Below are 14,577 nucleotides of genomic sequence, written 5' to 3'. Positions count from 1 at the left end.
ATATGTTAAGAGGAATGTATTCATCAGTATCTGCTATGATTAACTTACAAGCTAGTCAAGAAGTAATAAGTAATAATATGGCAAATATAAATACTACAGGATATAAAAGTGAACATGTTATATCAAAGACTTTTGAAGACATGATGTTAAGTAATAAGGACAGATATTTAAATGGAAAAGGTAGAAAGCAAAATTTGGGGGTATTAAATCCTGGAGTTAGGATTGATAAAGTAAGTACTGATTATTCTCAAGGGTTACTTGTTGAAACTAATAATAATACAGATTTTTCAATAGAAGGAAAAGGCTTTTTTACTATAAAAGATAATAATGGTAATACAAGATATTCTAGAGATGGTGGATTTAAAATAGATAATAGTGGTTATTTAGTTAATAGTTCAGGATATCAAGTTATGGGAATAAATAAAAACATTAATAAGTTAGAGGCAATAAGGGTTGGAAATTCTAAAATTACTATGGATAAAAATAATAATATTTTATTAGATTCAAAGGTAAGATATAAGTTTAAGATAGTAGATTTTGCAGATTATAATGCTTTAAAAAAAGCTGGACAAAACTTAATTGATGGCGAAAATCCCACTACAGTTAATGACTATAAAATAAGAAATGGTTGTAAAGAAAAGTCAAACGTTGATATTATTGATGTTACATCATCATTAATGGTTAATTTAAGAGCTTTTGAAGCAAATCAAAAGGTAGTTCAGATAATGGATTCTACTTTAAGTAAAATGGCTAATGAAATAGGAAATGTTAGGTAGGTGAATATATGTTTGACATAGTTAATATTGCTACAAGTGGTATGAGTTCTAATCAGGAAAAAATAGATATTATATCAAATAACATTGTAAATGTTAGTACTGTAGGATATAAAAAATTAGATACTCAATTTGAGGATTTAGTTAGAAAAAGTATGAAAAGAGATTCTTTTCCTATAAATGATAAGAATACAACTGTAGGAACGGGTTCTAAAGCAACTGAAGCAGTTAGAATCTTTACACAAGGTAGCTTAATTAGAACTGATATAAATAGTAACATGGCTATAGATGGAGAAGGATTATTTAGGGTAATTAAAAGTGATAATACATATGCTTATACTAGAAATGGTGAATTTAATGTAGATTCCAGTGGTAAGTTAGTAGATAATAATGGAAATATATTAGATATGCAGTTTATAGGAAATAATGATTATTCCAATATAGGGCTTAAAAATAACAATTTTACTATTAATAAATTAGGAGAAGTATTTGTTAATAATAGTAAAGTTGCTTATATTAATACATATAAATCTGATGGGAATATGGATTTTTTATCAATTGGTGATAATTTATTTTCTCCTAAAAGGGGAGCTAATATTAAAGTAGAAAAGAATCGTAATATTATGCAAGGATATAAAGAGATGTCAAATGTTAATATGCCACAAGAAATGACTGATTTAATAGCAACTCAAAGAGCATTTCAATTAACTAGCAAAAGCTTTAAGGTAGCAGATGATATGTGGTCTATGATAAATAATTTACAATCAAGATAAGAAAGAGGATAAGATATGAATGATGTACGATTATATGACTTTAAGAAAAGTGAAAAATTTTCTATAGAAAATATAAGACATCTAATAATGATGAGTGAGGAGTTTTGCAAAACTTCTAATTTACAAATAAGTTACGAAACAAAAAAAGAAGGATTTAAATTAGAGTTAGAAACAAGCAATCAAGTTAGCTATGATGATTTTTTAGAAAGAACAAATAAAGATGATATTATAATCGAATATAATATTGATTCTAATGTTCAGAATTTAACTTTATTTATAGATAAAAGTGTTGTACTTAGCTTAGTAGATTTACTTTTGGGTGGTAGTGGTAAGGTTAAAGATATTAATAGAGAACCTACAAAAATAGATTTAGAGCTTACAAGATATTTAATACAAGGTTTATTACAAAGAATATATTTACCATATAAATATAATAGTGTTGAAATAACAGGTATATATACTAATACAGCTCAATATCAAAGACTTACAGGTAAAGATATTGTATTTGAATCAATAATAGGAGTTAAAATTAATAATTGTAATATTGGAAGAATGAGATTTTGCATGCCTTATAAAAGTATGGAACCTGTTATAAATAATTTAGTAAATATAAAAGTTAATTCAGAAGAAGAAGAAAAGTTAAATGATATTTTTTCTAATGAGATTTTTGAATATGTAAAAAATGTTGATATGGATATACAGGCTAATCTTGGAACAATAGAAATAAGCATTAATGACTTATTAAATATTAAAGAAGGAGATGTAATTCTCTTAAATCAACAAATTCATGATGATATTATAGTTAAGGTTGGTGGAGCAGATATATATAAAGCAAAACCAGGAACATTAGGTATTAAAAAAGGAGTTCAAATAACTGATATTATTAGTAGGGAGAGATAAGATATGATAGATAATATAGCTAGAATATTAGATATACCAATAGAAGTAACAGCAGTATTAGGAAGAGCCAGAATGTCATTAAATGAAGTTTTAGCTCTTGGAAAAGGGTCTATAATTGAATTAGATACTTTAGAAGATGCAGAAGTGGAGATACTTGTAAATGGTAAGAAAATAGCATATGGCAAAGTTATAGTTTCACAGCAAAACTTTGGAATAAAGATAACTAAAGTTTTAGATGCAGAAGATTTAGTTAAAACATTAAAATAATTTTAACTAATGGAATTAATAATAGAGAATAAATACTATGAATTAGTTTATTAGATCATTGAATAAGTAAAAGAGATATGTCTATAATTTAGATGTATCTCTTTTTAGATATATAATAACAATTGTAGATTGAATAGAAAATATTCAATTACATACGGAGGTTTTTATGAGGACGAGCTTAGCGTTTGAAAATAAATTAACAATGATTAGTCAAATGACAAATGATTCAAGGTTTCAAATATTAGAATATGATGAATTAAAGGGTGCTACAGAAGTGGACACAGCATTTGATTTAAATATTATGAATAGATCAGGTATTAAATTAAAGCAAATTAGAATAATGCTAGATGAGAGCAGAGTTAAGATAGAATCTGGTGCTTTAAGTTATATGAAAGGTAATATTGATATCATAAATAAAACCGGAGGTGTTATAGGACTTTCTAAGAAGTTTATATCAAGTAAACTAACTGGTGAAGAAATGTTTAAGCCAGTTTATTCCGGAACAGGAGAAATATTTCTAGAGCCATCTTTTAAACATTATGCTTTAATAGAACTTGAGGATGATCACATAATAGTAGATGATGGACTTTTTTTAGCTTGTGAAGAGGGGGTAGATGTATCACCAACTAGTCAGAAGACTATTTCATCAATGATTTTTGGTAATGAAGGAATTTTTCAAACAAGAATACATGGAGACGGAATTGTTGTTTTAGAACTTCCAGTTCCAGAAGAAGAAATTTTTAGATGCAAGCTAAATAATGATACTTTAAAGATAGATGGTAGCTTTGCAATATTAAGAAGTGGTGATATAGAATTTTCAGTAGAAAAGTCAGCAACATCTCTAATTGGTAGTGCAACAAGTGGTGAAGGATTACTTAATGTTTATAGAGGAACTGGTGATGTCTGGCTTGTACCGACTAAAATTGTATATGATAAGATGAGAGAGCTAAATGTTAAAAGTAACTTTAAAGAAGAGGAATTTGATGATAATTAAAAAAATATTACTTCCATATGATAAAGTTATGAATTAATAAAGCAAAATGATATAATAATTAATAGAAAACTATGGAGGAATATATTATGAGCTTAATGAACTCAAAGATACAAGGGAAAGATATGGACCTTTTTTTTGAAGCTATTTTAAAACTAGAGAGTATAGAAGAATGCTATAATTTTTTTGATGATGTTGCTACGATAACTGAAGTTAAAGCACTAGCTCAAAGAATACATGTAGCTAAGCTTTTAAAGTCCAAAAGAACATATACTGAAATTGCAGAAATTACTGGTGCAAGTACTGCAACGATAAGTAGGGTTAATAGATGTCTAAACTATGGAAGTGGCGGATATAACATGGTTTTAGATAGAATAGATGATGAAAAAGTTGTCAATAAGTAAATAAAATAATATACTATATATTAGGTAAAAAAAGTTAATAAGTTAATGTAAATTTAAATCAAAAGAAAGAGGTAAAATTTTATGGGTAGAATGTTTGGAACTGATGGAGTAAGAGGAGTTGCAAATACTGAACTTACAGCAGAACTTGCATATAATCTTGGAAGAGCAGGAGCGTACGTATTAACAGAAGCGGCACACAAACCAAAGATATTAGTTGCTAAAGATACAAGAATTTCAGGGGATATGCTAGAAGCAGCATTAGTTGCAGGGATATTATCAGTTGGGGCAGAGGCTATAGTGCTTGGAGTGATACCAACACCAGCTGTAGCACATTTAACTAGAGAATATGGAGCAGATGCAGGAGTAATGATTTCAGCATCACACAATCCGGTAGAATATAATGGAATAAAATTCTTTAATAATAATGGATATAAACTTTCAGATGAGTTAGAAGATGAAATACAAAGAGTAATTGAATCAAACTTTGAAGGAGTGCCAAGTCCTACAGGAGTTTCACTTGGAAGAGAAAAAGTTGAAGTTGCAGCTTTAGATGATTATATTGAATTTGCAAAAAATACAATATCATCAAATCTTGAAGGAATGAAAATTGCTTTAGATTGTGCAAATGGAGCATCTTATAAAGCAGCAGTTGAAGCATTCAGAGATTTAGGTGCTGAAGTTTATGTTATAAATGATAATCCAGATGGAACTAATATTAATGAAAATTGTGGTTCAACGCATCCAGAAGAATTAATGGAATATGTAGTTAAAAAAGGTTGTGATGCTGGATTTGCCTTTGATGGAGATGCAGATAGATGCTTAGCTGTAGATGAAAAAGGAAATTTAATAAATGGTGACTTTATATTAGCATTATGTGCAAAACACCTTAAAGATCTTGGAAGATTAAAAGATGATACTTTAGTAGTTACTGTAATGAGTAATTTAGGACTAGATATTGCATGTAAAAACTTGGGGATAAAAACTTTAAAAACTAAAGTCGGAGACAGATATGTATTAGAAGAAATGGTAAATGACGGCTATGTTTTAGGTGGAGAGCAATCAGGTCACATAATCTTCTTAGAATGTAATACAACAGGAGATGGATTAGTTACAGCTCTTCAAGTTTCATCAATAATTAAGAGAAGTAAAGAATCTTTAAGTTCATTATGCTCAATAATGAGAGAGCTTCCACAAGTTCTTGTAAATGCAAAAGTTCCTAATGATAAAAAAGATATTTACTTAAAAGATGCTGAAATAATAGCAGAGATAGAAAGAATGGAAAAATTAATGGATGGTAAAGGAAGAGTATTAATAAGACCTTCAGGTACAGAACCATTAGTTAGAGTTATGTTAGAGGGTGAAAATCAAGAAGAGATTGATAAATTAGCTCATAACTTAGCAGATATGATATTAGCTAAGTGCTAATATTTATAATAATTAAAAGACTAAGAATAAGTAATTAAATTATTTATTCTTGGTCTTTTTTATTTTATAAAGCATAGAATTAAAATTGGTAGTATTAAAAATTAGAATGTACCAAAGTAATAATTTTAATATAAGACAAAACTAATTAGATATTACATTGCTTAATAAAGTATTAAAATTTATATATAAATAGCTATTCAGATAATGTCTTTTTAGACATCCCTAATATATATATATATAAAAGAGAGTGCTAAAATAGTTTAGTACTCTCTTTTTATACTTAATAATATATTATGATCTAGGCATTCACTGGCCTAAGACTATAATCTGGATTTATTATTTTAATGATTCTTTCCACTGGTATAAGTTTTAATATAACCATACAAATAACCATTTCACCACCAACTAAAGGTAGATTTACTGCAGCTGAGTAAAGAATAGCTCCCATTCCTGCTGGTGCATATTGCCCAAAGAATACAACACCTGAGATAAAGTGACATAAGAATTTTATAAAGAATGCAACAAATACTCCGAGCATTCTTCTATCTCTAAAATATCCTGCAAACCCCATAGCCATTGCTGGTAACGGATAATCAAATAACATTTGTATAGGATGTATTATATAAGGATCAGTGATTAAGTTGATTAATCCATATAAGAATCCAGTTAAAAATCCTATTTCCTTACCATAAGCGAAAGCTATAATAAGTATTGGAACCATACAGCCTAAAGTGATGCTACCACCCTGAGGGAATCTATATATTCTAAAAACATTAAGCAGTGTTGAAAGCGCTAGTGCTATTGCAACGTGAGTAATTATTCTTGCGTTAAACTTAATTTTTCTAAACTTAAATAAAGCTAAGAATAAAGCTAAGCAAGCTATAATAGTAAGTATTGTCATAGGACTTTCTATGATTGTCCTAAATTTTTCTGGAAGATCAGTATATAGTGAACTGAATCTCTCTCCCCAGTCTTTAAAAAATTCCATAAAAAAAACCTCCTACACTTGTGCTAGAAGGACGTATGAAAACTTAATTGCTTTCCTACGCTGGTATTAGCCAGATCAGGTTTAAGGGTTAATGCATATGCATCTCTCAGCCAAATATTTGGCACCCCTAGCACAGTTATAAATATATATTTTATTAACAAGTTTATTTTAATATTAATTTGATACAATGTCAATAAAATACAAATTGTATTAAAAAGTATTATATTGCATTAAAAAATGCTATATTGAAATATTGATATTATACTAGTATGATATATAAAACACTAAATATAAAATACTACATATAATAATAGATTGAAGGTGAGTAACATGTATATAGCTATAATGCTTATAGTCATAGTAGGAATAGGTATGTTCTTATATGTGCAAAATAATTGGCTACATATAAATGAGATAAATATTGATGATGCAAATTTAGATTTAGATGAAGATTTAAAAGTTATCCACTTAAGTGATTTACATAATAAGATGTTTGGGGATAACCAAGAAATATTAGTGGATAAAATTAAAAAATTAAATCCAGATATAATAGTAATAACAGGTGATATTATTGATAGTCGTAGATATAATGAAAAACCTGCAATTATTCTTATGGAGAAACTTATAAGAATTACTAAGGTATATTATGTTGCTGGTAATCATGAAATTAGAGCTGGAGTTTATGAGGATTTAAAAGAAAGATTTACTAAAATAGGTATTGATGTTGTAGAAGATAGGATGACCACTTTAAAATTAAAGAATGAGTATATAGATTTGATTGGACTTAAAGATTTACAAATATATGAGCTCAATGATAAGCTTAAGAACATATTAAAAAAGGAGAAATCTAATAATTATAAAATGCTTATAGTTCATAGACCTGAGGCGATCAAATTCTATTCTGAAAATAAAATAGATATGGTATTTGCAGGTCATGCACATGGAGGACAGATTAGAATACCATTAGTTGGAGGTGTCATAGCTCCAGGGCAAGGATTCTTTCCAAAGTATACAGAAGGTGCTTATAAAGTAGATGATACAACAATGATAGTTAGTAGAGGGCTTGGTAACAGTAGGTTCCCATTTAGAGTACTTAATAGACCAGAAATTGTAGTAGTCAAATTAAAAGGAAGAAAATAAATTATTAAATAACAGTTTAATATTAAGTTATAAATTAAATACGGGAAATTAAGATAAAAGATTTATTAGTTTTAAATAAGAACTAATAGATCTTTTTTATTTAAAATATTAAATAAGTAATAAATGGAATAAATAGTATATAATGATAAGTAATAATACTATTTAGGGGGAACTATGGAGAAATATTATAAAAGAATATTTTGGGGCTATTTATTAGTAATACTTGATTTTAATCTGTCTATGAATGGGATAAACATAGATATTTTACCAGATTTTATAGGTTATATTATGATTGGTAAAGGATTATACAATCTCTCTAGAATTGAAGGGATTTTCAAAAAGGGGGTTAATGCAAGTTATATTTTATCAGCAGTGGAGATATTAAAGATTTTTGTAGTTAGAAATGTAGGAACTGCGTCTGCATTCATATTTATGATTATAGAATCTACTTTATGGTTATTTGTTATATATTCAATATGCAAAGTAGTTGAGAATGAAGGAATTAAATATAATAAAGAACATATAAGTAATAGGGCAAAAATAATATGGGAATTAGAATTTATAAGGACTATGATTTTAATGTCAGTCTCATCCGTTACATTTAATTTTAATCAAGGAATTATTTTAAGTGCAGTTTCAATACTTTTAATTGCATTTACAATATGTATAACAGTTATGTTACTAAGATTATTGTATATAGTGGGGGATGAGTTTTATGAAATTAAGTAAAGGTCAAATAATACTGTTAATTATTACGGGTGTAATAGTTATTGGTAATTTTATTTATTTTCAAATAAGCAAGATAGATGAGCCTATATTTATAAAAAGGTATTCGGAGCTATTTTATGATACTAACATAAATTTAGAATTTATAAGAAATAATACTAGCACAAAAGAAACAGAAGAAGATTTTTTTGAAATCAATAGTACAAGGAATATTATGAATATAGAATTTCCGGAAATAAATAAATCCTATGATATGGTTTCATATTCATATAATGAAGTTAAAAATAAATATGAGTATTTGACATATAGATTAGGAGTAAATAGAGATGGTGAAGAGGCTGAATTATACGATTATATAAATAAAAATGGACCAGTTAAATTAACAAGAGCTATCTTAAATACTTATGATGGAAAGACCTATGATATAGATCTTGGTGAAATAATTTTAAATCCATTTAAAACCAATGCAAATATACTTGTTCAAGAGAGAGGAGGATATTCAGAGAGTTATAATGAAAACTCTATGATATGGGCTGCAAATAAAGATATCCATATAAATAAAATAGAAAGTAGATATTTAGAAGATTTAAAGAAGTATTATGATTTTTCTTTACTGATAGGTGATGAAAAAATAGCAATTGATAAAATAGAATATCCTTTTAGTATAAAAGAGAATATTACATTTAGATTCAGCTTTGCTAAGAAAAAAGGTATTGATATTAATGTTAAGAATATCTATGATACAGAAATTAAAATAGAAATAGAAGATAATGATAAAAATAAACAAAATTTATATGTTAGGATAAGAAGCATTAATCCTTATGATATGTTAAATGAGAGAAATATATTGAAATTAAAGTATTAGAATAAATATAAAAGGCTGTAATAGGTGTAGTATCTGTTATAGCTTTTTATGTTTATTTCAATGTATGGATATGATTTTATAGTATTATATTATTAAATATAGATTTTAATAGGAGGAAAGAGCATATGAGAATAATTGATTTAACTCATTTTATAGAAGAAGATATGACTGCATATTGCAAAGAGGAAAGTGCAAAGATAGAGCCTTTATCCACAATAAAAAGAGATGGTTATAATGTATTAAAGATTCAGTTATCAACTCATACTGGAACTCATATAGATTCACCAAGGCATATATTTGAGGATGGAATTACAATATCTGAAATTAACTTAAATAAATTTATAGGTACTGCTTATATGATTGATTGTAGTGATACGGAAGAAATAGATTTAGATACAATATTAAAGCATGAATATGAAATAAGAAATGTAGAGTATTTAATATTAAAAAGTGGATGGGAAAGTAAATGGAATACAGAGATATACTTTAAGGATTATCCTACATTATCTTATGAAGCATCTAAATTTTTAAGTGAATTAGACAATTTAAATGGAATTGGAGTAGATTGTATATCAATAGATAGAGATGATGGAGAATTATATAATCATAAAAATTTATTATTAAAAGGTAAGATAATAATAGAAAATCTATGTAATCTTAATGATATAGAGGAAAGATTTAAAATTATAGTATCACCTTTAAAATTAAAGGATGCAGATGGTGCACCGGCTAGGGTATATGCACTTATAGGATAACAAAAGCTAGTCAATAAATTGACTAGCTTCTTATGGTTGCGGGAGCAGGACTTGAACCTACGACCTTCGGGTTATGAGCCCGACGAGCTACCAACTGCTCCATCCCGCGATATTGTTTTGTGTGTTTCTTGCTTGTAGGTTAACTATACTCCTAATAAGTAACTTTGTCAACTAAATAGCGAATATGGAGAATTATATAATCATAAAAATTTATTATCAAAGGGTAAGATAATAATAGAGAACCTATGTAATCTTAATAATATAGAGGAAAGATTTAAAATTGTAGTATCCCCTTTAAAATTAAAGGATGCAGATGCTGCACCAGCTAGAATATATGCACTTATAGAATAACAAAAGCTAGTCAATAAATTGACTAGCTTTTTATGGTTGCGGGAGCAGGACTTGAACCTACGACCTTCGGGTTATGAGCCCGACGAGCTACCAACTGCTCCATCCCGCGATATTATTTTGTGTGTTTCTTGCTTGTGGATTAACTATACTCCTAATAAGTAACTTTGTCAACTAAATAGTTAAAAAAATTAAATTGTTTATAAATAAAACTTTTAAAATAATAAAAAAATTGATATTATATATAAATATACGGTCAATCCTTAGTAATACTATAAGAATACTAGGGTTTTGATGAATTTCTTTTTAGAATTAACTCCTTTAATGAAGTTAATACTAAAAAAGAGGAGGGATACAGTTTGGAAATTTATTTTGATAATGCTGCAACTACAAAACCTTATGATGAGGTAATAGAAGTTATGGCAGATGGAATGAGAGAATATTATGCAAATCCATCTTCTCTACATAAGTTAGGAATGAAAGCAGAAAAAAAGATAAATGAAAGTAGAGAATTTATAGCTGGTACTATAAATGCATTAAAGGATGAAATTTATTTTACATCAGGTGCAAGTGAAGGAAATAATTTAATTATAAAAGGAATTCCAAAGAGTGGCCATCATGTAATTACTACAAAGTTTGAACACCATTCAGTTTTAAAAGCTTTTGAAGAGATAGAAAAGAATGGCGTTAGAGTAACATACTTAGATGTGGACGAAAATGGAATGATTTCATTAGATGAATTAAGTAATGCTATATGTAAAGATACAGTTTTAGTTTCTATAATGTTTGTTAATAATGAGATGGGTGCAATACAAGATATAGCTAGTATTGGAAGACTTATAAAAGGAAAAAGTAGTAGAGCTAAGTTTCATGTTGATGCAGTTCAAGCTTATGGAAAGTTTCCTATAGATGTTAAGAATATGAATATAGATATACTTACAACTACAGGTCATAAATTCCACGGACCTAAAGGAACTGGATTTTTATATTTAAAGAAAGGGATATCACCCAAATCACTTATACATGGAGGAAGCCAAGAAGGTGGATTAAGAGCTGGTACTCAAAATGTCCCAGGAATAATGGCACTTACAAAGGCTGCTGAAATTTCAAATAAACATAGAAGTGAAAACTATACAAAGGTGATGGAACTTAAAAAATATATGATTGATGGATTAAAAGAAATTGATGATATAAGGATTAATAGTATTGATGATATCAATCATTCGCCTTACATTTTAAATGTTTCATTTATAGGAGTTAGGGCTGAGGTATTGCTTCATATGCTTGAGGATGCAGATATATATGTGTCAACTGGATCAGCATGTACATCAAAAACTAGCATAGCAAGTGGAAGTTATGTATTAAAGGCTTTAGGATTATGTGATAAAGATGCTGAAAGTGCAATTAGATTTTCTTTTAGCGAAGATAATTTAAAAGAAGAAATAGATAAAACAATAGATAAGTTAAAGAAATCATTAACTTTCTTAAGGAGGATAAAAAGGTGAGAAAACTAATATTAGTTAAATATGCAGCAGAGATATTTTTAAAGGGGTTAAATAAAAATAAATTCGAAAAAAGATTAAGAGATAATATAAAGAAGAAACTTAAAGGGTTAGATTTTGAAATAATAAATGATCAAAATAGATATTTCATAAAAATTGATGACTTAGATCAAGGTGTAGAAAGAGTAAAAAGAGTATTTGGAGTAGCAGAAGTATGTATTGTAACAGAAGTTGATAGAGATATGGATGATATAAAAGCAGAAGTTCTTAAAAAGGTAGAAGAAGTAAAACCAGATACTTTTAAGATTGTAACTAATAGAGCAAATAAACAATTCCCTAAAACTTCAATAGAAACATCAATGGAAATAGGTTCTTATGTATTAAAGAATTATCAAGGAGATCTTTCTGTTGATGTTAAAAATCCAGAATGTTTAGTCAATGTTGAGATAAGAGAAAGAGCTTATGTTTACACTAGTGCAGATAAAATAAAAGGTGCAGGAGGCCTTCCATATGGAATGAATGGAAGCACAATGCTTATGCTTTCAGGTGGAATTGATTCGCCAGTTGCTGGATATCTTATGGCAAGAAGAGGTGTAGAGCTAAACTGTATATATTATCATAGTCACCCTTATACATCTGAAAGAGCAAAAGATAAAGTAAAAGATTTAGCAAAAATATTAAGTAATTATACTGAGAAGGTTAGATTATTTATAGTACCTTTTACAGAAATACAAATGGATATTATAGATAAATGTCCTCAAGATGAACTTACAATAATAATGAGAAGATTTATGATGAGAGTTGCATGTGCAGTTTCTGAAAGAGAAGGAATACAATCAGTTTCAAGCGGAGAAAGTATTGGGCAGGTTGCAAGTCAGACAATGGAAGGACTTGTTGTAAGTACAGACTGTGCTGATAGACCAGTATTTAGACCTCTTATAGCTATGGATAAGGGAGATATAATGGATATTGCAAGAGAAATAGGAACATATGAAACATCAATACTTCCTTATGAAGATTGTTGTACAATATTTGTTCCAAAACATCCAAAAACAAAGCCAAGGTTAGAGAATATAAGAAAGTCAGAGGCGCCTCTAGATGTAGATTCATTAGTAGAAAAAGCAATTAATGATATGGAAATCGTAGTATTTTAATTTATAAAGTCAAGTTTAGCAGTATTTTAAGCTAACCTTGACTTTCTTTTTGTCAACCTTATAGCTGATTTATAATATATTGTTTATAGGAGATAATTTAGTATGAAAAGGGGGTTTACAATGAAAGTTAAAATAACTCCTACAGAAGAAATTCAGTATTTAAATGGAGAAGTTAAAGAGGTTCATAACAGATTATTAATTTGTAATGAGCCTAAAAGCTATAATAATGATTCAAATGTTTGTTGGATTTCTTTGAAATTTAATATAAATAAAGATTTGAATTCTATAAAAGACGCTATGCTAAGACTCTATTTAAGTGAATTAAGATTTACTAGAAGTATTCTAATTAAATTTAATATAGTTATTAATAATGAAACTACAGGTACAGTTTTAGATAAGACCTTAACAGATGTAATGGATATGATGGATGAAAGAAGATACGTTCATTTAGATTTATTTAATATTATTAAAGATGAAAATATATCGCGAATAGATGAGATAATAATAAATATATCGGCTGAAAGTAGTGGTATTGCTATATTTAATTCAAATAGCAATAAGAAAAGAACTTCTGTATATTTGGAAGAAGATAATGTTCCAACAAAGTCAATAGTATCAACAGAACAAATTGAGGTAATAAGCCAAACAGAATCAACAGAATCAACTATGTCAAGAGAAGATATAGGAGTAACAGGGACAACTAGGACTAAGGGAGTGACTGGTCCAACAGGAGCAATTGGACCAGCTGGGCCACAAGGACCAATAGGGCCACAAGGACCAATTGGAATACAAGGATTAATGGGACCAACAGGACCAACAGGACCAACAGGAATAACTCCATCAGCAGCTTATGGGTCATATATTAAACGCACTGATCTTTCAGCAACAGAATTAAATAATAATCGTTTAAATTTATTTGATGATATAGTAAGTGAAGAGATCGGAATTACACACACTGCAGATCAATTGATAGTAGCAGAGGAGGGAGTTTATAGAATAACTTTCTTTATATTTGTACCAGTAGGAGTATGTCTTTCAGATATGACAGTTAGTATAACAGGGATAGCAAATGGACTTAGTGTACCTGTTACATTAGGACAGAACTCTGTATTTGATAGAATAGTAACTTTACCTGAATCAGCATTAATATCAGTTACTTTAGATAGTGAATTAACATTAGCGATAGGAGATGGAAAAAATATATCTCACTTCACAATAACTAGAATAGCATAAAATAGAATTTAAATTAAAAAAACTACTGATGATTTATCAGCAGTTTTTTTATTTATAACTAAAATATATTAAGTAGGAGCTTCTTTTTAATTAGGGAAATAGTTACTTTTGTTATTGTGATATATCTAAAGTTTTTTATACTATAGTTGTTCTAAAGCATCCAAAGACAAAACCAAGATTAGAGAATATAAGCAAATCATAGATTCTTTTAGAGATAGATTTATTGTTAGAAAAGTCAATTAATAATATGGAAGTCTTAGTATTTTATTTTGTCAACCTTTTGATTAATTTTTAATATACTATTATAGGATAGAACTTAGGATAAAAAGGAGG

General features: G+C 28.1%; 15 protein-coding genes, 2 tRNA genes and 1 riboswitch. Of the genes, 14 read left to right on the top strand and 3 right to left on the bottom strand.

Features of this window, described 5'->3' with window-relative positions:
* Positions 1-2: 2 nt before the first annotated feature.
* The 7 genes from K5V21_RS04165 to glmM all read left to right on the top strand — a co-directional run bounded on the left by K5V21_RS04165 (position 3) and on the right by glmM (position 5,533).
* Positions 3-776 carry a flagellar hook-basal body complex protein gene (locus K5V21_RS04165; protein ID WP_221859454.1) on the top strand — a complete coding sequence of 258 codons (774 nt, stop codon included), beginning with the start codon at positions 3-5 and terminating at the stop codon, positions 774-776.
* Positions 777-784: 8 nt separating this feature from the next.
* Positions 785-1,546 (top strand): flagellar hook-basal body complex protein, encoded by a 762-nt coding sequence (locus tag K5V21_RS04160; protein WP_245000639.1) that lies wholly within the window; start codon positions 785-787, stop codon positions 1,544-1,546.
* Positions 1,547-1,561: 15 nt separating this feature from the next.
* Complete coding sequence (locus K5V21_RS04155) at positions 1,562-2,446, top strand: FliM/FliN family flagellar motor switch protein (RefSeq protein WP_221859452.1); 885 nt, start codon at positions 1,562-1,564, stop codon at positions 2,444-2,446.
* Between the two features lie 3 nt (positions 2,447-2,449).
* A complete protein-coding gene (fliN, locus tag K5V21_RS04150) occupies positions 2,450-2,713 on the top strand; it encodes a flagellar motor switch protein FliN (RefSeq protein ID WP_204596614.1) in 264 nt (87 codons plus the stop codon).
* Between the two features lie 166 nt (positions 2,714-2,879).
* Complete coding sequence (locus K5V21_RS04145) at positions 2,880-3,707, top strand: AIM24 family protein (protein WP_221859450.1); 828 nt, start codon at positions 2,880-2,882, stop codon at positions 3,705-3,707.
* 86 nt (positions 3,708-3,793) lie between these two features.
* A complete protein-coding gene (locus tag K5V21_RS04140; protein WP_204596612.1) occupies positions 3,794-4,108 on the top strand; it encodes a YerC/YecD family TrpR-related protein in 315 nt (104 codons plus the stop codon).
* Between the two features lie 81 nt (positions 4,109-4,189).
* Complete coding sequence (gene glmM, locus K5V21_RS04135; protein ID WP_221859447.1) at positions 4,190-5,533, top strand: phosphoglucosamine mutase; 1,344 nt, start codon at positions 4,190-4,192, stop codon at positions 5,531-5,533.
* A 298-nt stretch (positions 5,534-5,831) separates the two neighbouring features.
* On the opposite strand, the gene thiT is transcribed toward glmM, so the two are convergent.
* Positions 5,832-6,521 (bottom strand): energy-coupled thiamine transporter ThiT, encoded by a 690-nt coding sequence (thiT, locus tag K5V21_RS04130; RefSeq protein ID WP_221859445.1) that lies wholly within the window; start codon positions 6,519-6,521, stop codon positions 5,832-5,834.
* Positions 6,522-6,556: 35 nt separating this feature from the next.
* Positions 6,557-6,660: riboswitch (TPP riboswitch) on the bottom strand.
* 191 nt (positions 6,661-6,851) lie between these two features.
* Between thiT and K5V21_RS04125 the strand changes: the two genes are divergently transcribed.
* The 4 genes from K5V21_RS04125 to K5V21_RS04110 all read left to right on the top strand — a co-directional run bounded on the left by K5V21_RS04125 (position 6,852) and on the right by K5V21_RS04110 (position 10,007).
* On the top strand, positions 6,852-7,661 hold the full coding sequence (locus tag K5V21_RS04125) for a metallophosphoesterase (protein ID WP_221859443.1): 810 nt from the start codon (positions 6,852-6,854) through the stop codon (positions 7,659-7,661).
* 174 nt (positions 7,662-7,835) lie between these two features.
* A complete protein-coding gene (locus K5V21_RS04120; RefSeq protein WP_221859441.1) occupies positions 7,836-8,390 on the top strand; it encodes a hypothetical protein in 555 nt (184 codons plus the stop codon).
* Positions 8,377-9,252 carry a hypothetical protein gene (locus K5V21_RS04115; protein ID WP_221859439.1) on the top strand — a complete coding sequence of 292 codons (876 nt, stop codon included), beginning with the start codon at positions 8,377-8,379 and terminating at the stop codon, positions 9,250-9,252. Before K5V21_RS04120 ends, K5V21_RS04115 begins: the two co-directional genes overlap by 14 nt.
* 125 nt (positions 9,253-9,377) lie before the next feature.
* Complete coding sequence (locus K5V21_RS04110) at positions 9,378-10,007, top strand: cyclase family protein (protein ID WP_221859437.1); 630 nt, start codon at positions 9,378-9,380, stop codon at positions 10,005-10,007.
* A gap of 33 nt (positions 10,008-10,040) precedes the next feature.
* Here K5V21_RS04110 and K5V21_RS04105 read toward each other — a convergent pair.
* Positions 10,041-10,116 (bottom strand) — tRNA-Met (locus K5V21_RS04105).
* A 275-nt stretch (positions 10,117-10,391) separates the two neighbouring features.
* Positions 10,392-10,467: transfer RNA gene (locus K5V21_RS04100), tRNA-Met, on the bottom strand.
* A 247-nt stretch (positions 10,468-10,714) separates the two neighbouring features.
* On the opposite strand from K5V21_RS04100, the gene K5V21_RS04095 reads away from it, so the two are divergent.
* The 3 genes from K5V21_RS04095 (at position 10,715) to K5V21_RS04085 (ending at position 14,244) form a co-directional block, all read left to right on the top strand.
* Positions 10,715-11,860, top strand: a complete 1,146-nt coding sequence (locus tag K5V21_RS04095) for a cysteine desulfurase family protein (protein ID WP_221859435.1) — start codon at positions 10,715-10,717, stop codon at positions 11,858-11,860.
* Positions 11,857-13,011 (top strand): tRNA uracil 4-sulfurtransferase ThiI, encoded by a 1,155-nt coding sequence (thiI, locus tag K5V21_RS04090; RefSeq protein WP_221859433.1) that lies wholly within the window; start codon positions 11,857-11,859, stop codon positions 13,009-13,011. The genes K5V21_RS04095 and thiI overlap by 4 nt, the downstream gene beginning before the upstream one ends.
* Before the next feature lie 120 nt (positions 13,012-13,131).
* Positions 13,132-14,244 carry a collagen-like protein gene (locus K5V21_RS04085; protein WP_221859431.1) on the top strand — a complete coding sequence of 371 codons (1,113 nt, stop codon included), beginning with the start codon at positions 13,132-13,134 and terminating at the stop codon, positions 14,242-14,244.
* Positions 14,245-14,577 lie beyond the last annotated feature (333 nt).

Origin of the sequence: Clostridium sardiniense, assembly GCF_019753795.1 — a bacterium.
GTDB classification, from domain to species: domain Bacteria; phylum Bacillota; class Clostridia; order Clostridiales; family Clostridiaceae; genus Clostridium; species Clostridium sardiniense.
Note: the sequence above shows the minus strand (reverse complement) of the source record. Positions and strands in the feature narration are given on the sequence as shown.